The sequence below is a fragment of the Thalassoglobus polymorphus genome, from assembly GCF_007744255.1.
Taxonomy (GTDB): Bacteria; Planctomycetota; Planctomycetia; order Planctomycetales; family Planctomycetaceae; genus Thalassoglobus; species Thalassoglobus polymorphus.
Genome location: NZ_CP036267.1, coordinates 585,812 through 605,085 on the forward strand (window position 1 = coordinate 585,812; position 19,274 = coordinate 605,085).

Here is a 19,274-nt window from a genome sequence, read left to right on the forward strand (position 1 = left end):
CAACACCGTTGCGTCCCTCACCAACTCGACCAGGGATTGGCTCAAAACGTCCGAGTCCAGGTAAAGTAGGGGGAATTAAACCACGACCTCGCCCTAACCCTGGGATTATTGGCGGCATCAAGCCGCTTCCACGTCCGAATCCCGGCAACATTGGGGGAATTAAACCACGCCCTCGCCCTAACCCAGGGATTATTGGCGGCATCAAGCCACTTCCACGTCCGATTCCCGGCAACGTTGGAGGAATCAAACCGCGCCCTCGCCCTAACCCAGGGATTATTGGCGGCATCAAGCCGCTTCCACGTCCGAATCCCGGAAACGTTGGAGGAATCAAACCGCGACCTCGCCCTAACCCGGGGATTATTGGCGGCATCAAGCCACTTCCACGTCCGATTCCCGGTAACGTTGGAGGAATCAAACCACGACCTCGTCCAAATCCAGGAAATGATGGAGGAGTCCGGCCACTTCCAGGGCCGAAACATGGTGACGACATGCAAGGTCCTCGCCCTCGGCCGATTCCGCCACATGTTCCTGGGAACCCGGATCACGGACACCACGATGGCGGACATGGACACGATGGACATGGTCACGGTCATCACTTCCCACACTTCGTTCCAGATTGGTGCTTCGAGCGACCACACTTCCACGACTGCTACTGGTGGTTCGACATCTGCACTCCAATCCGCGACTGTCGTCCAATCGATATCGTCTACTGTGACTGGGATTATGTTCGCTGCGATGTTGTTGTTGGTGGAACAATTGTCCGTGACGCTCGCTGGTACTTGGGAATGCAGGGAATGTTCCTGCCTGGCAAAGGTCTTGGAATCGAATCTGTTGAACCGGGTTCACCTGCTGACCTTGTCGGACTGACTCCGGGCATGGTGATCCTCGAAGCGAATGGAATTCCCATGGTTGAGGAAGAGGCAATGAGTGCCGCAATCGCAGAATCGCAAGGTGTTTTGAATCTCGTCCTGATGATGGAAGGTGACGAAGTTCAATACGAAGCGACCGTCGAAATGACTCGTCTGGTCGTTGCAAGACTGTAGTAAATAGCACGTCGCTCGAATTCACAGCCTGCTGGATCTCAGGATTCAGCAGGCTGTTTTTTTGTTGAGACGGTGAGAGGAGGAGGAGTCGCCTGGGGTTAACTTGGGGTGAATGGGCAAAGTTTTCCTCCGGGATGTTCTGTACCGGTCCTGCCTCTTGTAGGAAATGATCATCATTTAGGGGGTGCATTGTCGATAGACCGAAAGCAGGAGTTCGTAAATTAAACTCAATCGTCTCTCGAGTTTGGTTCTGATTCGGACCTCTGAGTGATTTCAGCGTCGGTTTGTCGCTGTTTGTTTAAAGGTGTAGGCAGGAATTGCCATAGGGGAGCTATTGCTCATGTCGACGAATCGAAAATGGATTCGAAAGAAATGGGGACTGTCTGTCATCATGATGGCAGGGATCGGGATCGGGTGCGCGAACTCTCGGTCAGATGTCAGTTACCTGGGCGATCCTAATATTAGTTATTACCGAGGACATGCGACCGAGATTGACTACCCGGCCGTTGATGAGCCGCTCGCTCCGGAAGTCGTGAGCACGGGGCCTCCGGTGACGGTCCGTGATAAAGAGAATCTTCCGATCCGGGACATTACTCTACAGCATGCGGTTCAGACATCGTTGATGAACAGCCAAATTATTCGCAGTGCTGGGACATTCCTTTCGACGGGGAATGCTCTCTACACCAACCCGAATAATATTTCGTCGGTGTACGATCCAGCGATTCAGGAAAGTGGTGTGCTGTTTGGTGGTCGTGGGGTCGAAGCGGCGCTCTCCGCGTTCGATGCGCAATTTCAGACCAGCATGATCTGGGGGAGAGACGAGCAGGCTCAAAACAACACAGCCTTCGGTGGTGGTTTAGGAGCCGGTGCCGCGCTGACTCAAGAGACTGGGGCATTTACGTCTTCGTTGTCAAAATCATTTGGTCACGGTGGTAGCATCAGCTTGAACCACAACGTGAATTATCGAGGAACCAACGCTCCGTCGCTGTTTCCATCAGCCTATACTGGAAATCTTCAGTTGCAGTATCAGTTGCCGTTGCTGGCGGGGGCTGGAACAGAGTTTACCCGGATTGCTGGTCCAATCGGTCAGTCATTCGGCGGAATCTCCGGTGTGTCACAAGGGGTCGTGATCGCCCGCATCAACAATGATATCACGCTCGCTAACTTTGAAACATCAGTGCGAAACCTGGTGAAAGATGTTGAAGACGCCTACTGGGATTTGTACCTGGCGTATCAACTCTTTGATGTTGCGACTCAGGCGAAAAATTCGACAGATGAATTGCGTGAGTACATCAACTTAAGAGTCGAAGGTGGAGCCCGGGAGTTTACTCGTGCCGACTTGCATCAGGCGGAAGATCAGTATTATGCCGCGGAGACGGCTGTGACAAATGCTCGTTCGAGTATTTATGAGCTTGAAGTCCGGCTTCGTCGCTTAATGGGATTGCCAGTGAACGATGGAGAAATTCTTCGTCCGCAAGAGTCTCCTGTTTCAGTGGAATTGATTGCAGATTGGTACGGTTCGCTCACTGAAGCGTTGACGCAACGTGTGGAACTTCGCCAGCAAAAATGGAACATCAAAAGCCTGCAGCTTCAACTCCGAGCTTCTGAAAGCCTGACTCGCCCACGGCTTGATTTTGTTGGTGGCTATCAGGTTAATGGATTTGGTGACGACCTGTTGGGATACAACGATCCAGCGCTTGGGAACTATTACCAAACAGTCACGGATGGGGATTACACAGGTTGGAATCTGGGACTACAGATGCGATGGGATATCGGGTTCCGTTCCGCGAAGGCGCAGGTTCAGAATTACGAACTTCGGTTGGCGAAAGCTCTGAAAGTCCTGCAAGAACAGGAAGAAGAGATCAGCCACGAACTCGCAATCTCGTTTCAGGATCTCGCCAGAACCTATCAAGCGACTGAGCTTAGCTACAATCGCATGAATGCTGTCGGCGAAGAGATCTACTATCGTCGATTGAGGAACCTGGAAGTTGACCCGGCCGACTTGTTGTTGCGTGCCATTATTCGTAAAGGCGAAGCACAAAACGCCTACTACCAGAACCTCGTGGGTTACAATAAAGCGATTACGACCTTTCAACTCCGCAAAGGGACGCTCTTGAGGACTCACGGCGTCATACTTGAAGAAGGTGGCTGGGACCCGGCAGCGTATGAAGATGCCAAGTACAACAGCGATGCTCGACTGTATGCGAAGCCTGCGAAGAGACTGGTTCAAGAGCCTGAAGCATTTGCAGGAAACGCTCCGTTCGGAGGAGTTTACTTTGCGAACCAGGAAGAGCTTGCTCCGACGGCTGATCCGATGAACGCTGCACCGATGCCTGTTCCACCTGCGGAGACGGTTCCAATGGATATGGCACCGATGGATGCTGGCCCGGCTGAGCCTGCTCCAGCAGAAGCTGTAAAAGAGCCGAAGCCTGTCGATCCCGGGGATCGTCCTGCTAAACCGATTCCGCCGGTTGAAGCAGCCCCGAATCAAAACAAGAACGTTCCGAAACCGATGCCGAAGCCAATGCCAAAACAGAATAAGCCAGCACCAGCTCCGCCAGCGGAAAATGTGGAGACCTCCTCGACGAATGATGTCTTCGGAAGAGGCTTTATTCAGCAAGTCGGAGATGTTGGTGGAGCCGGGAATCCATAAGTAAAGTCCCGAGTGGAATGACATCTAAAATCCCGCTTAGCTGAACACGTCAAGTGTTCGACTAAGCGGGATTGATGTTTAAGAACACATCCGTGTTTCTTGTGTCCGTGCAGAACGCGTTTCACCTATAGGGCTGCTATGTAGCACAAGGCAAATCGCGAACACCGATTCGGAAAATTCTAAGAACTTGCCGGATTACGCGTGCGGCTCTGTCATGCTCATTGGGTCGAGTGCTTCGTTGAGCGTCTCGGGTGGCAAGATTGCCTGTTCGGTGCAGAGTTCGCGAATCGTCTTGCCAGTTTTGAATGCTTCTTTGGCAAGTTGCGAAGCCTTTTCGTAGCCGATGTGCGGGTTCAAGCTGGTCACCATCGACAAGCTCTTTTCGACGGCTGAGCCACATGCCTCTTCGTTTGCTTCGAGGTCCTTCATGCAGAGGTCAACGAAAGCGTCGACACCTTGGGCCATGATGGCAATCGATTCGAGTGTTGTGTGTCCCATGACCGGCATCATGATATTCAGTTGGAAGTTTCCGCCGGCGGCGCCACTCAAGGTGATGCAGCCATCGTTGCCGATGACTCGAGCGCAAACCTGCATCAAGCTTTCGCACATGACCGGGTTCACTTTTCCAGGCATGATGGAGCTGCCTGGTTGTAGATCGGGAATTTTCACTTCATAGAACCCACAACGTGGGCCGGAACCGAGCCAGCGGACGTTGTTCGCAACATTGAAGAGGGTGCTGGCAATTGCTTTGAGTTCGCCGTGGCATTCCACCAGTCCATCACGCTGAGCATTGCCTTCGAAGTGGTTCACAGATTCGGTAAATGCGATTCCGGTTCTTTCTGCAAGGTTTGCAGCGACGCGGCTACCGAATTCTGGATGAGTGTTGATTCCAGAGCCGACAGCTGTTCCACCGACTGGCAGTTCGAGAACAGACTCTAACGCACGCTTGGCACGTCCCACTGACAATTCCAACTGCCGAGCAAAACCTGAGAATTCCTGTCCCAGTCGAAGTGGAGTGGCATCTGCCAGATGGGTTCGGCCGATCTTGATGATCTGGTCCCACTCGTCAGCTTTCTGGGCCAGACTCTTCTGAAACCGTTCGAGGGACGGAATCAGGGCTTCGTGGATGCTTTTCGCGACAGCAACATGAATGGCTGTTGGGAATGTGTCGTTGGTACTTTGCCCCATGTTGACGTGGTCGTTGGGGTGAATCGCTTTGCTGGCTTCAAACCGGTCGTTTCCATTGATTTCGATGGCACGATTGGAAATGACTTCGTTCACATTCATGTTGCTGGATGTTCCAGAGCCGGTTTGGAACACGTCAATCGGAAACTGGTCGTCGTGTTGACCGTCCGCGACTTCCTGGGCTGCCGACAGAAGAGCATCGACCTGAGCATCATTCAACGGGCTTTTGCCGGTCCCGGTCAGTTTGCCAAGGTCACGATTTGCCGTTGCGCAGGAGAATTTCACGAGTCCCATCGCGTGGATGAGATTTGGGTGCAAATTCCATCCGGAGACAGGAAAGTTCTCAACGGCACGTTGAGTTTGTGCTCCGTAGTAGGCATTTGCCGGGACCTGGACATCGCCCATTGAGTCCCGCTCTGTTCGAAATTCACTCATTAGATCACGACCTTCAAGCTAAACGACGATAAATTTGTGTCAAATTGATAACAGGATGCATGGTGTCCTGCCTCAATTCCGATGATAAATAGAGTGTGGTTGTAAGGAAATCACTCAGGGGGATTTTCTCGAATCTCGCTACGTGAATTTCAGGGAGAATCGAGAAAGTTCATCAAAGAATCCCCGAAGCACAACTTGTCTGACATGAAAAAAACAGTATACTTGACGACTTCAAGATCTTTGCTTTGAATGTTGACTGATCAGATGTGCACTTGATTTGTGTGTTTGAGATGTGCAGTCAATCCGGGCGATAATACAAGAATTTAGTGCATTTCATCGGGTTTGAATCCCATTTGGAGGAACGAGTGGTTCGGTTGCGTTTGCGTGATAATGAGTCGGTTCAGGATGCAGTCCGCCGATTCCGTAAAATTGTTGAACACAGTGGCATCAAAAAGGAACTCCGCAAGCGTGAGTTCTATGAAAAGCCAAGCGAATTGAATCGCCGTGAAAAACGCCGTGCGAAAAATCGCGCACGTATGAACCAAATGATGAATGGCTAAGGCTTGTCGGATTTGGTTAGCTGAAGAATTGAAGCACGCTTAACAGCGTGCTTTTTTCTTGGTTTGTGACAATGTTTGTGACAGTGCCTTGGTGGTGAGCTTGGGGATTGTTCTAAACTTTTTATGACATGCTTTTTCATTGTCCCTGAAATGCGTTGCTTTGGTGTGATGCGATCTAGTACTGTCACGGGTGCATACATCAACCTTAAATACTCATTCCCGAACAGCGCGTTCCTCCCGCGATTCGTTCGAATTCAATCGCCGCTCCTGATCGAAAAGTCTAGGAAGAATGACACACGCTTGGCACGATGTGACCCCCGGGGAACATATTCCTCAAGAGTTCACGACCGTAATTGAAATCCCGAAGGGCTCGAACATTAAATACGAGCTCGATAAGCAGACAGGATTGCTCAAGGTGGACCGGATGTTGTATTCCGCGGTTCACTATCCTGCGAACTACGGTTTTATCCCGCAGACCTATGCTGAAGATGACGATCCGCTCGACGTTTTGGTGATCTGTCAAGAACCGGTTGCCCCTTTAACGTTGGTGAAGGCACGCGCCATCGGGCTGATGGTGATGATCGACGCGGGCAAGAAGGATCATAAAATTCTGGCTGTGGCGTCTAATGATCCCGAGTACAGCCACGTTGAACGGTTCGACGAATTGCCCTCGCACCGACTCGCAATGGTTCGGAGGTTCTTTCAGGACTATAAGATGCTGGAAGGGAAGACTGTCGAAGTCGATGATTTTCAACCGGCTGAGGATTCATTCCCGGTCATTGAAAAAGCGTTGGAGGAGTATAGTCGCCGTCGACAGAGAGGCTTCGTCGGAGTTTAGAACGCCTTCGTGCTTTCAGTGGTGAAGGGTTTCCTCTCTGTTTGAGGAGCCACTTCAGGTTTTCGGATCAATCCTTGGAACTTCACGTCGAGTGCGTTGTGTGTTCATGAATCGCACAGGATCACCCTCGTGAGAGATGAAGAAGAGAGCAAAGGGATGGAGTCGGTTCAAAAGTATCTTGCAGAGAACGCAAGTCGAAATCTGGATGAACTCAAAGATCTGCTGCGTATTCCCAGTATCAGCGCGGATTCGAAGTATCTCTCCTCGATGAAAGAGGCTGCCGAGTTCGTCTCGCAGAAACTCATTGATGCCGGGTGTGCTGCGGAAATCATTGAAACCGACGGACATCCGATTGTCTTTGGGAGTTGGACCAAGAGCCCGGACGCTCCGACCGCTCTGGTCTATGGGCATTACGACGTCCAGCCACCAGACCCGCTCGACGAATGGACGACTCCGCCATTCGAACCTGAAGTTCGTGATGGCGACATTTATGCTCGTGGCGCAACTGATGATAAAGGGCAGATGTACACTCACATCAAGTCCGTTGAAGCGTGGTTGCAAACGGTTGGCAAGCTGCCAGTCAATGTGAAATTCATTATTGAAGGTGAAGAAGAAGTCGGGAGCGATAACCTCGACAAGTTCATCGAAGCTAACAAAGAGAAATGTGCTTGCGATGTTGCTGTCGTCAGCGACACCGCTCAGTACGGTCCCGGAATGCCGGCGATTACGTATGGTTTACGCGGGATTATGTGTTGTGAGGTGACGCTGCATGGTCCGAATCAGGATTTGCACAGCGGAGTCTTCGGAGGCTCCATTGCGAATCCAGTGAACGGACTCGCCTCTCTCATCGGAAAAATGATCGATGAAAACGGGACGGTTCAGATTCCCGGTTTCTACGACGATGTTCTTCCGCTCACAGACGAAGAACGAGCAGCGTTCGCAGCTCTTCCATTTGATGAAAGCAAATATATCGGAGGTCTTGGAGTTTCTGCGACTCACGGAGAGCAGGGCTTCTCGACACTTGAGCGCCGCTGGTCGCGACCGACTTGTGATGTGAATGGAATCTTCGGCGGCTATACCGGAGAGGGGCCAAAGACAATCATCCCTGCCAAGGCGACTGCAAAAATTTCATGTCGACTTGTTCCGAACCAGGAAGAGTCCAAAGTTGTCCAAAGCATGGAAGCATTTCTGGAAGAGCATTGTCCGCCGGGACTGAGAATCGAATTCAAACACTATCATGGTTGCCCGGCAGTTTTGTGTGATCTCAACAGCCCGTACATGCAAGCTGCAAAAGTGGCAATTGAAAAAGGTTTCGGAACTGCTCCAGTGATGATCCGCGAAGGTGGTTCAATTCCCGTTGTCGGCACATTCAAAGATTTACTCGGTGTTGATACTCTGTTGCTTGGTTGGGGGCAAAACACCGACAACCTACACAGCCCCAACGAAAAATTCAGCGTCGATTCTTTTCAGCGAGGAACTCTCTCCAGTGCCTGGCTCTGGCAAGAGCTGGGGCAGTAGCCCAAGACGTGAACTCGTCTGTGATCCGGCATTTCACTTCGTCAACCAGTATTTCACTGTGTCAAAATGTTGGAAATTGAAAAAGATGCTGGCTATTGAAGTTGTACTGGCGAAATTGTGCTGGGGTAGCAATGAGCACAACTCCTTGCCAGAATCATTTGTCTCAAGGTGGAGCAGCTAGGCTCCCAATGAATCTCCATTAGACCGAACTCGAATCTACTAAGAACTATGCTTGATCTGCAATTCATTTGTGACAACCCGGAACTCGTTGAGAAGAACTGCCAAAGCCGAGGGGTCGAGTGTAATATTCCGCGCATCGTGGAGTTGCGGCAGCAGCGTAGCGCGCTGATTACTGCAGGAGATGAAATCAGGCGGCAACAGAAAGAGACAGCTGGGAAGATTCCCAAGGCGACTGCCGAAGAACGTCCAGCACTGATCGAAGGTGGCAAGCAGCTGAAAATTGCGGTCGCGGCGAATGAAGCCAACCTCAAGGACGTTGAAGCAGAGCTGTTCGAGGAACAATCAAAACTCCCGAATATGACGCACCCAGATGCTCCTTTGGGGGGAGAAGAGGACGCCAAGCAACTCCGCACTTGGGGAGAGCCTGCAAAGTTTGACTTTACTCCCAAAGACCATGTTGAGCTAATGGCCGATCTGGATCTGGTCGATTTCGAAGCGGGGGCGAAGGTGGCTGGCTCGGGATTCTATTTCCTGAAGAACGAAGCTGTCCTGTTGGAATTGGCACTCATTCAATTTGCCGTCGAGAAAGTTCGCAGCGAAGGTTTCACTCTTCATACCACTCCCGATTTGGCTCGTCAGGAAATTTTGCAGGGAACCGGATATCAGCCTCGTGGGCCAGAGACTCAGATTTACAGTATTGAAAATACGGATCTGTCACTTATCGCAACTGCTGAAATTCCACTCGGGGGAATGTTACGCGATCAAATTCTTGACGAAGCAGACCTGCCGTTAAAAGCTGCGGGGCTGTCGCACTGTTTCCGTACCGAAGCGGGTGGGCACGGAAAGGCATCGAAGGGGATCTATCGTGTACATCAATTCACAAAGGTGGAAATGTTCGGATTCACAGCCCCCGACTTGGCAAAGTCAGATGAAATTCACCAGTTGATCGTTCGCATTGAAGAGGAAATTTTTCAGGCGCTTGAAATTCCGTATCAGGTTGTCGACACAGCTGCTGGCGACTTGGGCGGACCAGCCTATCGGAAGTTCGATCTGGAAGCGTGGATGCCTGGACGTGGCGAGGGTGGGGAGTATGGCGAAGTGACATCCGCTTCCAACTGTACCGACTTTCAGTCTCGGCGTCTTGGGATTCGATGCAAGTCTGCAAATCAAAAAGGGACACAGTTCGTCCACACTCTTAATGGAACTGCCATCGCCATTACTCGTGCAATGATCGCATTGATTGAAAACCATCAGCAAGCCGATGGGAGTATCCGGATTCCGGAAGCACTCCAGAAGTGGATGGGGATGGACAAAATCGCAAAGCGATAAAAAACTACGCGGAACACGTTCGGGCGAGCTCGCGAATGACTTCGATTGCTTCGTCTAAATTGGGGACATCGACTCCCGGCACGCGTCCGCCTCGGTCGCATTCACCGAGTAAGATTAAGTCTTCGTAGTCCGGGCTTTGTTGCAATCGTCTCATCGCTCGGGCTCCGATTGTCCCTGCGACAATCTTGTGAGTCTCCATATGATTTTCGATCAGCCATGCTGTACGGGGAGTAATTGCCCCTTCGAGGGCTTCTAAGCCTGAATGAACATGATCAAGTGGATCGATCGCTTTTCCGACATCATGTAGCAAGGCAGCGAGTAAGAACTCTTCATCGTACGGTTGTGCCTCAAGTGCCAGGTCGAACACCTGTAAGCTGTGGTAAAGAGCGTCCCCTTCCGGGTGATACTTTTTGCTCTGTTCAACGTTTTCCAATGGAATGAGGAGCAAGCGGTACAGCTCGAAGCGATCAATGTCGTAGTCGGTGTTTTCGATGACATCGTCCAGATCAAGGTCCGGATATTCTCGAAGCAGGATCTCTTCAAACTCAGAGACATTAGCCCGTTCGATGGCTTTTCCCGTGATGGAACTTTTGAAGACAAAGTGAGACTGGTCAGCTGCGTAGCAGGTCAGTTCTACCGGGAATTTTTCGTGAATATGAATGTGCGTGAAGACTCTTTCTTCTCCATCCTTTCGCACGCGTTTGTGTTCAACGTCGAAGAAGAGGCCTTGCTCATCTAGCGTCCCGATAATGGCTTCGATGCTGCTGGTGAAGAGATGAAGGTCGATATCGCTTCCACGACGTACGAATCCCGTAAGCGTGCTGCCGATCAGTTTCGGTTTGAAAGCCTTTAACAAGCACATCATCCGCCACGCCGTCAATCTCATGTCTCGCAGGTTGTCGAAGCGTTTGTCTCCCTCGTAGAGCGAAACGAATCGTTGAACTTCGTCGCGTATTTCGGTATTCGATGGAAGTAAAGAGGGCTTCACCCAGCCGCGACAGATCTTGCGGCCAGCTTTCATTTTCGCTCGGTAATACTCGGTTTCTTTCCGGGTATACATCAGGCGGGCGGCTTCAAAAGTGATTTGCCGCCGAACTTTGTCAGCATTCATAGATTTTGTTGCGTCGATTACTCGCCCATCAAAGCGACGCCGGGCAATGAAATCTTACACTCGACCTCATGCCTTCTCAAGACTGAATTTTCATTCGCCGGGACAAGATGGATTTGCGAATGCCGGTGAGAGAGAAAGTATGTCGCATGGCAACGATTGAATTTCTCCGCCATCTTGATCTGAGATCAGTCTGCTCTACCGTCTGTGTGTACCGACTGCGTGCCTCATTTTTAACAAGGGTTTAGCTGAGGATGTTTTCGATTTCTGAGTTCGAGAGAAAATTCATGACCAGTGGTTGTGAACCGTCAGGTTGTCCCTGTTGCCACGTTGCGTATAGACCATCTCCGGCGGTCAGGATATCGACGTAACGGCTGCATCCGGTTCCGTGTGGACTGACGAATAAGGGGGCGTATTTTGAGATTCGGTTGATTTGCGAAATGTCACCCTCGACAAAGTAGGCGAGGCCGCCAAGTTCTTCGCATGAGTATCCGCGAGGCCGGCTGACAGCGGTCTTGTGCTGTTCCAGGTCACGCACGCACTCTCCGCCATCGTAGAAGACGAGCGTGGCATCGATCTCTTCGAAGGCTCCAACCATGGGCACGTCGACGAGACACGTCCCGCGTGTCATTGCGACATCCCAGGACTCTCCTCGTGGAAAGAATCCGAAAACACCCTCGTCTTGGAGATTGGAATCAATAAAGCCGGTGTTCGAGCTGGACCAGTTGAATGGATGGGTGCAGAAGAAGACGATGGCGTCATCTTCCTGACCTTCGTAGAGAAACGGGTCTTTCAAGTGCAAATGGTTTGGTTCGTTGTTCGAGCAAAATGGTTTTACCGCCGAGCCGGGCAATGCTTCGATGGTTTTCGCCTGTAGGCGGTCGATAGTCCAGACGCCAGTTCCCGGCTTCAGGTAGTCTTCAAAACCAGCAGGGTAGCCGACGTTGTCTTTTTCGGTCGAGACATAGAGTTCAACGCCATCATCTGTCCAGCGAATAGCACTTCCCTCGATGGAAAGGACCGGGCAGCCTTCAACATCTAAGTCGGATTTCGACCAACTGGCGACCTTGTTGAAAGTCTCTCCCTGGTCTTCCGATTTGAAGATTGCCAGCTCCAGTCCGCGTTCTCCAGATCCGATTCCGGTCCGTGAATCTCCGAAGTTGCGGTAGCGGCCGACCACGTACAGGTCTCTGTTGACCGACTCAATCATATTTCCCCCGCCGAACCAGAAGCCTGTGGAGTTCTGTTGCGGAGGCACAATCACTCGGGCTTGCTCTTGATTGACAAGCGCTTGTCCGAGCTTAGTCAGTTTTGCCGTCAAGTCTTGATTGAGAGACAATGTGGTTACTTTCAAGTTGGTCGTGGAGAAGCTGTGCTGGGCGAATCATTCTTGTCCAGAGTTCGCAATTTGGTGAACCCATCTTATTGAGATCATCACGAACCGTCTATTCGAAGGGGCTCGAAATTTGATTCAGCGATTCACCGCGTGAGGACAATTCTGAATCTCTGTTGCGAACCTTCAGTGACAGCATTTTTCGATTGGTATTCGAGTTCTGCCTTGTGAAGAACAGCATTATTAGTAGAGGAATGCGCTCTTCACGGGCACGCGGTAGAGCAAACTGCTCTAGCCGCCGAATGCGCTGTATCGACGGACTCCGTACTTAAACGCAATTCGATTCGCGACGAAGAGGGCGACGATCCAGGCAAATTCGACGAGCAAGAGTTGGATCAGTTCGGGCTGAGTATACTTTCCTAAAAAGATAGCTGGCGGAACATAGGCCAGGTATTGAAACGGAAAGAACTGGACCACGTTCAGGATTTGCGGGGGTAAGAAGTCCAGCGGGATCATGTGCCCGGAGAGGAAGTAATTGAACATCATGTAGATGAACAGCAATGAGCTGACTTCCAGAAACCAGAACGAAATCAGGCCGAGTAACGATTCAATCAGGAACCCAATCAAAAAAGCCATGATTAGCGATGCCAGAAAAGCACCGAAAATCGTCCAGCCCGGCCAGCTTGGGAGGTAATTTCTTAGCAGCCAGAAGACCAGAGCAAAGGGGCCAGCTGCGACGGCATAATAGACGACTTTGTGCGCAATTCGGTGCCAGAACAGGTACGACAGCATGTCGATGGGTTGCGTGAGGAATTTCTTGATGCTTCCGTCTCGAACTTGTCGAGCAATTCCAGAAGCCAGACCGGGCATACTCGAAAAGGCTCTCGCGAGCATGGCGAGCAAGTAGTAGGAGATCATCTGGCGATAGCTGTAACCGGCGATGTCTGTCTCTTCATGATCAGTCCCGACTGCAAAAATTGCTCCCCAGAGAAAGAGAGTCGTGACAATCGGGAGGAATCGAAACAGAGTTCCCAGCGCAAAATCCGCGCGATACATCAACCGTTCGCTGATACATGTTCGCAAAATGTACCAGATGACTCGCAAGCGATGCGTGATAGGGTTCGGTTGAGTAGGGGCAATTGAGGACATGAAACAGCTTGGTAAAGAGGTCGTCAGTTCTCGCTGAGTGTAGTCCGATCGGGTGATGAGGACAAAGGATCTCGGAGGCTGATCCGGAAACCTGACTCCGCTCTCTCAGTCGCTGAGGAAAACGTTCATTTCAAAAGTTTCCGGACCTGTTGCAATTTAGTGATGATCGGGGAGGGGCTGAAGTTCCCCCGCTTTCGTCTGATGCTTGTAGTGGCTGTTGTCGCTGCTGAAGGTTGAACGAGGGGAAGTTGACCGACAGTTTTCATTGGGAATTGTCCGACGTGAGGTTGTCATCGGGAGAGTCATACTCGGTCTCATTGCCTTTAGATTTTGGTCGCTTCGCAGTGAATAGCGGGTCTGAGTGGGGGCGATCTCTGGAGAAGATTGCGGTTAAGTCGTCATTTGAACTCAAAACCGGCAATTGTTGCCGGTGTGGCTGGCCTGGGTTCAAATTGTAAAAGAGTTCTGATTTTTCCGGTTTTGCTGAAGAGGCCGGTATTACTGGTCGATAGATGGAATGGATGTTGAGAGTTTCCCCATTGGATTCTTCACTTCATTCTGATCAATCAAACGCAATCCGCTTGGGTTTTAATTTCATCAGTGAACGAGATCGGCATGGACATCAAAAAAATCTTTTCCAAACCGTATGCCTTGGTTTTGGTAGGAATGTTGGTCTCTGGCGGACTGTGTGGGTGTCAGACACAGATGGGAGGTCAAACATTGCCTTCTGCATATTATCTGCGTGATGATGTCCAGTTCTTTCCAGCTGGTCCAGAAATGCAACTTCCAAACCTTCGGCTGGCTCTTGAAGAGTATCGGGCAACAGGTGAGGCGAACGATGAGGATCTGGAAGATCTTCAGTAGCCTTACGTGAAAAGGTCCTGAGCCGGAGCGAATATTCGCTTGTGCTGGGCTTATCGAACTGAAAACATGAAAAAAGACTCCCCCGGAAATTGTCCGGAGGGAGTCTTTTTGTTTACTGGCGACGTAAGCACTGAATGCTAATTCATAGCCACGACAGTGGTTATGTCAGAGTTTCTTTGAGCGAAAACGGTTTTCACAGGAACGAAAAATCTGAATACGATATTAGAAGAGTGGATTAACAAGTGGTGAGAATCCGGGGAAGTATCGGAAGAACCGGCCTGGGTAGTTCCAGAATTCCATTTCGCGGTAAAGTCTTGGCTCATAAATGTTTGGGCGTGGGTTGACGATACGTTGAGGAGTGTCAGTGCGGTGGACAACTGTGTTACGCATCTGGCCGAACATGATTTCGACAGTTGTGTCGTGTCGGTAGCTCGGATTCGCCAGGTACTCTGAACGACGGTACGGGATCGAGTTGTAGACCGCCTCGTAGCTCTTTTCGTTGACATTCACTTTCTTGGCGTTGCTCGGGGTGATCTGTATTGCCCACTTTGCGCCATCAAGAGGCTTTTGCCCTTTTTGTGGCTGAGCCACAGGGTTTTCTGGCAATTGCGGTTTCATCGCTTTGACGACTCTTGGAGGAAGAGGTGGTTGCTCCGGTGTGACAGTTTTCGGGGCAATTGTTGGAGTCGGAGCTGGAGGAACGACGCTATTTTCCTGTGCATGTAAGTTTGACGGCTGAGTTGCGAGAGCCAACAGGCAGAGTGCGGCAACGGATTGGGACAATCTGAAAAATATGTTCTTCGGGGGCAATTGGGGCGCATCCATCATGGCAGGATCCTTATTCGGTTTAGAGAAAGTTTACATGTTTTGCCGCCTTTCACGCTAAGAAGTGCAGAGGACCGATGTCAAAAAAAGAATTTGACTTTCTTAAAAGAGAATCTATGAATCCGAACTCGCGCCCAGGAAATGGGGTTTGTTGACTTTCGGCATCATGGTTAGAATACGCCTCCTCCCTGGTTTTCCCTCCACGCTGTTTCTCTATCAAATCACTGATCCACTCGCCCATGTTCTCGTTTCAGGACAAATTGTGTGTTCGACATGTGGTCCGCAATCTCAGATTGTGGAGTGCTTTTGCAGCGGTATTCTTATGTTGCGCTGGCTGCGGGACGACGAAAAACACCACCGCGACGGATCAACTTCTGATGTCGGATGCGGTCGATGGGGCTATTGCAAGGATTGATTTCACGCCTTTGGAAAATCAGAAGGTGTACTTCGACACCAAATTCATCAAGGACTACAAGGGTGTTGGTTTCGTTAACTCTGATTATGTCATCAGCTCGACCAGGCAGCAGATGATCGCAGCGGGCGTGCTCCTTCAAGAGAAGGAGGATACTGCGGATTTTATTGTTGAAGGTCGTATCGGGGCGTTGGGCACGGATTCGAACGAAGTGATTTATGGAATTCCATCAACAAGTGTTTTGAATGAAGCAGCCGATGCTGTCGCCGCGCTTTCACAAGCTCCGGCGGTTCCCGGGATCCCCGAACTTGCGGTCGCGAAGCGGAGCAATCAAATCTCCGCAGCAAAAATAGCGGTTTTCGCATACGAAAAAGAATCTCGGGAACGTGTTTGGCAGTCAGGGATGCTCACCGGAAAGTCGACTTCACGGGATCTGTGGGTCATGGGAGCCGGTCCGTTTCAGAAAGGATCGATTCACGATGAAGGTGTGAAGTTTGCCGGATCGACGCTGGATGTCCCGCTGATGGAGCATGAACGCGACGGTTTACGAGGACCGATCGCTGCTTACAGAGACTCAATGGTCTTCAATTTACCTGGAACCAAAGCAGATCCTGCACTCGCTGAGCAGGAGGGCGAGGATGGGATTCAACAGGTTTCCGGAGAAAAAAAGGACGAATCTGCGAAAGCTGCGAAGTAGTTTGGAGCAACTGGGGAGATCTATCTTGACTTTTCTATCGAAGATCGCCGATACTTCCCTTGTCGAGTGAATTGACATCACTTGTTTCTGAGCATAAGATTACGACTCAGAGTCAATGCTTCAGCGACGTTTTGGCTTTGGTAACGGTTGCGGGAAATCTTTCTCCAACATTCGATTACCAAATTCAGCAAAGCGTTTCGTTTGTGGAAAAGGGATGGTCGATTACAAGACCAGTTTTGTTCCTTTTTGATCTATCGGGAAACCTCATTTTTGAATGTGATTCAGTGGACGCTAGGTAGAATAGTGATCGCTGTTGACACTTGGTTTTCTTTAGAATCTCATCCAGCAACCAAAGAATGAGGGGTTTTCTCAGTAGCTTGGTTTTGCAGTTTGCGACCTTTTCGGCGTTTCTTTTTCTGAGTGATTGAGAAGCGAGATTCAGTCTTTTTGAATCAAATCTGGAAGCCGCAGGAAAACTGAATGTCTCACGTTGGGCATGCGGTGGGCAAGATTTCGCATTAGTGAAAACAAACAAAACAAACAGAACAAACCGTATCTGAATCGTCGTGCAGGCGAGCTTGGAATCAATTCGTAAACCTGGTGAAAAGAATTCTCTGAGAACATGTTTTTCACAGTGTTCGAGTGGCTAAAGTCAGGTTTTTGGATTCGTTTCAACACGATGCGAACGGTCGAATCAAAGAGGGGAACGAGCGCAATCTCGAATGTTTTTCCTCTTGCTTAACATTTGTTTCTCATCACATGAACTGTTTTCTCACGGAATGTTTTCTCACTGAGTAGTGGAATCCTCATCTTTAAGTGTGGGCATGATGCCCAATGAAACTTTTGACTCTTTTGGGAACTCGCTCGAATCCCTTTTTCAAATGGTGATTGCTGAGTTCGCAACGAGCGACAAGCCAAACAACAATGGATATCAGGAGAGTTCTTCAATGTCTCCCCTGAGTCCTGAATACATTTACTCTCTTTAAGATTTAGGTCTATGCATGCCTCCTAAAAGCACCTCGTCTTCCGAGACGCCGAGCAAGCCAAAACGTAAGACGACTCGCAAGAAAGCTGTCTCTTCTTCGGCAACAAAAACAAGCAAGCCTCGAAAAAAGGCTGCCAAGAAAAAGAAAGTTGTCCAGGCTGAAGATGATTCAGATTTCGGTGCCGGTCTCGATGATGAAGTCCGAGTCGAGAAAAAGTCTGTGGCAAAAAAAACAGCCACAGAAAAAAAGGCCGAGGAAAAACCAGCCGCGAAGAAATCTGTCGATGTGGCTGATGCTCCTGTGAGCCAGGCGAACATTCAGGAATCAGACTTCTCTGACGACTTCGACTTTGGTGACGACTCTGAAAGTCGTGATGATTCCGGAAGCGAATCTGCCGGAGAGAGCTCTTCCTCTTCCAAAAGCCAAAGCAGTGAAAAGGGCGAGAAGCGGGAAGGTTCATCCGACGGAGACGGAGAAGAAAAGCCTCGTCGCCGCCGTCGTCGTCGCCGTCGTCGCGGTGGTGAGAATTCAAACTCTTCCAATTCCTCCAACTCTTCGAATTCTTCCAAAGGTGGTGGAGGTCGAGACTCTGGCGGTCGTGGTCGACGTGGTGGAAACAGTAACAGCAATAGCAACCAGCGTGGACGAGGTCGAACCCCAGCGAAGTTCGAGAAGAACGCCGCTCCTCCTCAGCCAATTCAAACGACCGGGACCATCGAAGGTGTCCTCGAGTTGCACCCGAAGGGTTATGGGTTCCTAAGAGCTGCGACCAATGATTATGGTGCTCGGGAATCGGATCCGTTTGTTTCAAGTTCATTCGTCGAAAAACACCACCTCCGCGAAGGAATCAAGATTGTTGGTGAGATCGGACCAGGCACACGCGGTCAAGGTCCACGGCTTCTCGATATCGAAACGATCGACGGCGGAACGATTGAAGAGTACGAGTCACGTAGCCACTTTGATCATCTCACGCCGATCAATCCGTTTGAGCAACTCAAGCTCGAAATTGGCTCTTCTCCCGTCACTATGCGTGTGATGGATTTGTTGACACCGATTGGGAAAGGTCAGCGAGCACTTCTTGTTGCTCCTCCTCGTTCTGGTAAGACAATGCTGCTTCAGGATATTGCTGAGTCTGTCAGCAAGAATCATCCAGAGGTTCACTTGATTGTACTGCTGATCGATGAACGGCCGGAAGAAGTCACTGAAATGCGACGAATGGTCAACGGCGAAGTCATTGCATCATCGATGGATGAGAATGTGGAAAGCCATGTTCGCATTAGTCAGTTGATTTTCGAGCGGGGCAAACGCCTTGCCGAGGCTGGTAAGGATTGCTTGATCCTTATGGACAGTGTGACGCGAACTGCTCGTGCATTTAACAAATGGATGACTGGTGGTCGTGAATCAAAAATCGGAACCGGTGGTCTTGACGTTCGTGCAATGGACATCCCGAGAAAGATGTTCGGAACAGCACGCCGCTTCGATGAAGGGGGATCGTTAACCGTCGTTGCAACCGCACTGGTCGATACTGGTTCGCGAATGGACGAAGCCATTTTCCAAGAGTTCAAAGGGACTGGAAACATGGAACTCGTCTTGAGTCGAGATCTTGCTGATCGCCGAATCTGGCCAGCGATCGACATCTCGAAGTCTGGAACTCGTCGAGAAGAAAAAATTCTCGATCCCGAAATTCTCGACGGTGTGACAATGCTTCGCCGAAGTCTCGTTTCAATGAATCCTGTTGAAGCGATGGAGCAACTGAGTAAGACACTGGTCAAGTTTGACACGAACAAAGAATTCCTCCAGAAGATCCGAGCCGTTCTGTAGAAGGCTCTCCTCGGAGGAGGAGCGTCGCAGTGCAACTGGGAAGCGATAGACTCTATTGAGCATGTCGCCTTGAAGTTGATCACTTCTTCATCCAGTTCGGATGAGGCAGACGTCTTTGCCTGACGAGACTCAAGAATTTTGAACCCGGTCCCGCTGATGTGGTGACCGGGTTTTTTTATGCGCCATGGTCTCATTGAGATCGCTGGAAGATCGCCTGAGGCGATCACGATTGCATGGACCATTCTGTGCTTCGTGTTTTCTTCTCAACGCACCGGGCAGAGTCCTCGGCCGGTTGAGTGGTCACGCGTGCCATCTTTATGAGAGCAAAGCTGTTCGAG

14 protein-coding genes are annotated in these 19,274 nt (G+C 50.5%); 9 read left to right on the forward strand and 5 right to left on the reverse strand.

Annotation, left to right across the window (positions count from 1 at the left end; genetic code table 11):
• The first annotated feature begins 8 nt into the window (after nucleotides 1-8).
• Together Mal48_RS02215 and Mal48_RS02220 are read left to right on the forward strand one after the other, a co-directional pair.
• Nucleotides 9-1,043, forward strand: coding sequence for a PDZ domain-containing protein (locus Mal48_RS02215; protein ID WP_145195685.1), 1,035 nt, complete (start codon nucleotides 9-11; stop codon nucleotides 1,041-1,043).
• Nucleotides 1,044-1,383: 340 nt separating this feature from the next.
• Nucleotides 1,384-3,696, forward strand: a complete 2,313-nt coding sequence (locus Mal48_RS02220) for a TolC family protein (protein WP_145195687.1) — start codon at nucleotides 1,384-1,386, stop codon at nucleotides 3,694-3,696.
• 195 nt (nucleotides 3,697-3,891) lie between these two features.
• On the opposite strand, the gene Mal48_RS02225 is transcribed toward Mal48_RS02220, so the two are convergent.
• Nucleotides 3,892-5,316 carry a class II fumarate hydratase gene (locus tag Mal48_RS02225; protein ID WP_145195689.1) on the reverse strand — a complete coding sequence of 475 codons (1,425 nt, stop codon included), beginning with the start codon at nucleotides 5,314-5,316 and terminating at the stop codon, nucleotides 3,892-3,894.
• 365 nt (nucleotides 5,317-5,681) lie between these two features.
• Between Mal48_RS02225 and rpsU the strand changes: the two genes are divergently transcribed.
• The 4 genes from rpsU to serS all read left to right on the forward strand — a co-directional run bounded on the left by rpsU (nucleotide 5,682) and on the right by serS (nucleotide 9,741).
• Complete coding sequence (gene rpsU, locus Mal48_RS02230; protein ID WP_145195691.1) at nucleotides 5,682-5,876, forward strand: 30S ribosomal protein S21; 195 nt, start codon at nucleotides 5,682-5,684, stop codon at nucleotides 5,874-5,876.
• Between the two features lie 289 nt (nucleotides 5,877-6,165).
• Nucleotides 6,166-6,714 carry an inorganic diphosphatase gene (locus tag Mal48_RS02235; RefSeq protein ID WP_145195693.1) on the forward strand — a complete coding sequence of 183 codons (549 nt, stop codon included), beginning with the start codon at nucleotides 6,166-6,168 and terminating at the stop codon, nucleotides 6,712-6,714.
• Nucleotides 6,715-6,870: 156 nt separating this feature from the next.
• Nucleotides 6,871-8,232, forward strand: a complete 1,362-nt coding sequence (locus tag Mal48_RS02240; RefSeq protein WP_145205623.1) for a dipeptidase — start codon at nucleotides 6,871-6,873, stop codon at nucleotides 8,230-8,232.
• A gap of 228 nt (nucleotides 8,233-8,460) precedes the next feature.
• Entirely contained in the window at nucleotides 8,461-9,741 is a 1,281-nt protein-coding gene (gene serS, locus Mal48_RS02245; RefSeq protein WP_145195695.1) for a serine--tRNA ligase, read from the forward strand.
• Nucleotides 9,742-9,745: 4 nt separating this feature from the next.
• Here the strand turns inward: serS and Mal48_RS02250 are convergent, their stop codons facing one another.
• The 3 genes from Mal48_RS02250 to Mal48_RS02260 form a co-directional block, all read right to left on the reverse strand.
• The gene (locus Mal48_RS02250; RefSeq protein WP_145195697.1) at nucleotides 9,746-10,852 is read right to left on the reverse strand and encodes an HD domain-containing protein; all 1,107 of its coding nucleotides are present in this window, start codon (nucleotides 10,850-10,852) and stop codon (nucleotides 9,746-9,748) included.
• A 241-nt stretch (nucleotides 10,853-11,093) separates the two neighbouring features.
• A complete protein-coding gene (locus tag Mal48_RS02255; RefSeq protein ID WP_197441977.1) occupies nucleotides 11,094-12,188 on the reverse strand; it encodes a hypothetical protein in 1,095 nt (364 codons plus the stop codon).
• A gap of 285 nt (nucleotides 12,189-12,473) precedes the next feature.
• Nucleotides 12,474-13,331, reverse strand: a complete 858-nt coding sequence (locus Mal48_RS02260) for an ABC transporter permease (protein WP_145195699.1) — start codon at nucleotides 13,329-13,331, stop codon at nucleotides 12,474-12,476.
• 615 nt (nucleotides 13,332-13,946) lie between these two features.
• Between Mal48_RS02260 and Mal48_RS02265 the strand changes: the two genes are divergently transcribed.
• The gene (locus tag Mal48_RS02265) at nucleotides 13,947-14,195 is read left to right on the forward strand and encodes a hypothetical protein (protein ID WP_145195700.1); all 249 of its coding nucleotides are present in this window, start codon (nucleotides 13,947-13,949) and stop codon (nucleotides 14,193-14,195) included.
• 222 nt (nucleotides 14,196-14,417) lie between these two features.
• Here the strand turns inward: Mal48_RS02265 and Mal48_RS02270 are convergent, their stop codons facing one another.
• Nucleotides 14,418-14,978, reverse strand: coding sequence for a hypothetical protein (locus Mal48_RS02270; RefSeq protein WP_145195702.1), 561 nt, complete (start codon nucleotides 14,976-14,978; stop codon nucleotides 14,418-14,420).
• 281 nt (nucleotides 14,979-15,259) lie between these two features.
• Here Mal48_RS02270 and Mal48_RS02275 point away from each other — a divergent pair, with 281 nt between their 5' ends.
• Both Mal48_RS02275 and rho read left to right on the forward strand, forming a co-directional pair.
• Nucleotides 15,260-16,129 carry a DUF6655 family protein gene (locus Mal48_RS02275; RefSeq protein WP_315850672.1) on the forward strand — a complete coding sequence of 290 codons (870 nt, stop codon included), beginning with the start codon at nucleotides 15,260-15,262 and terminating at the stop codon, nucleotides 16,127-16,129.
• A 1,001-nt stretch (nucleotides 16,130-17,130) separates the two neighbouring features.
• Nucleotides 17,131-18,936: a transcription termination factor Rho gene (gene rho, locus Mal48_RS02280; RefSeq protein WP_145195706.1), complete on the forward strand. Its 1,806-nt coding sequence runs from the start codon at nucleotides 17,131-17,133 to the stop codon at nucleotides 18,934-18,936.
• The last annotated feature ends 338 nt before the right edge of the window (nucleotides 18,937-19,274 follow it).

Excerpts from the sequence above, each read along its gene's own strand:
- Mal48_RS02260 (WP_145195699.1), bottom strand. The coding sequence starts at position 13,331 with ATGTCCTCAATTGCCCCTACTCAACCGAACCCTATCACGCATCGCTTG.
- serS (WP_145195695.1), top strand. The coding sequence starts at position 8,461 with ATGCTTGATCTGCAATTCATTTGTGACAACCCGGAACTCGTTGAGAAG.
- Mal48_RS02265 (WP_145195700.1), top strand. The coding sequence starts at position 13,947 with ATGGACATCAAAAAAATCTTTTCCAAACCGTATGCCTTGGTTTTGGTA.
- Mal48_RS02250 (WP_145195697.1), bottom strand. The coding sequence starts at position 10,852 with ATGAATGCTGACAAAGTTCGGCGGCAAATCACTTTTGAAGCCGCCCGC.
- Mal48_RS02220 (WP_145195687.1), top strand. The coding sequence starts at position 1,384 with ATGTCGACGAATCGAAAATGGATTCGAAAGAAATGGGGACTGTCTGTC.
- Mal48_RS02275 (WP_315850672.1), top strand. The coding sequence starts at position 15,260 with ATGTTCTCGTTTCAGGACAAATTGTGTGTTCGACATGTGGTCCGCAAT.
- rho (WP_145195706.1), top strand. The coding sequence starts at position 17,131 with ATGCCTCCTAAAAGCACCTCGTCTTCCGAGACGCCGAGCAAGCCAAAA.
- Mal48_RS02225 (WP_145195689.1), bottom strand. The coding sequence starts at position 5,316 with ATGAGTGAATTTCGAACAGAGCGGGACTCAATGGGCGATGTCCAGGTC.
- Mal48_RS02235 (WP_145195693.1), top strand. The coding sequence starts at position 6,166 with ATGACACACGCTTGGCACGATGTGACCCCCGGGGAACATATTCCTCAA.
- Mal48_RS02240 (WP_145205623.1), top strand. The coding sequence starts at position 6,871 with ATGGAGTCGGTTCAAAAGTATCTTGCAGAGAACGCAAGTCGAAATCTG.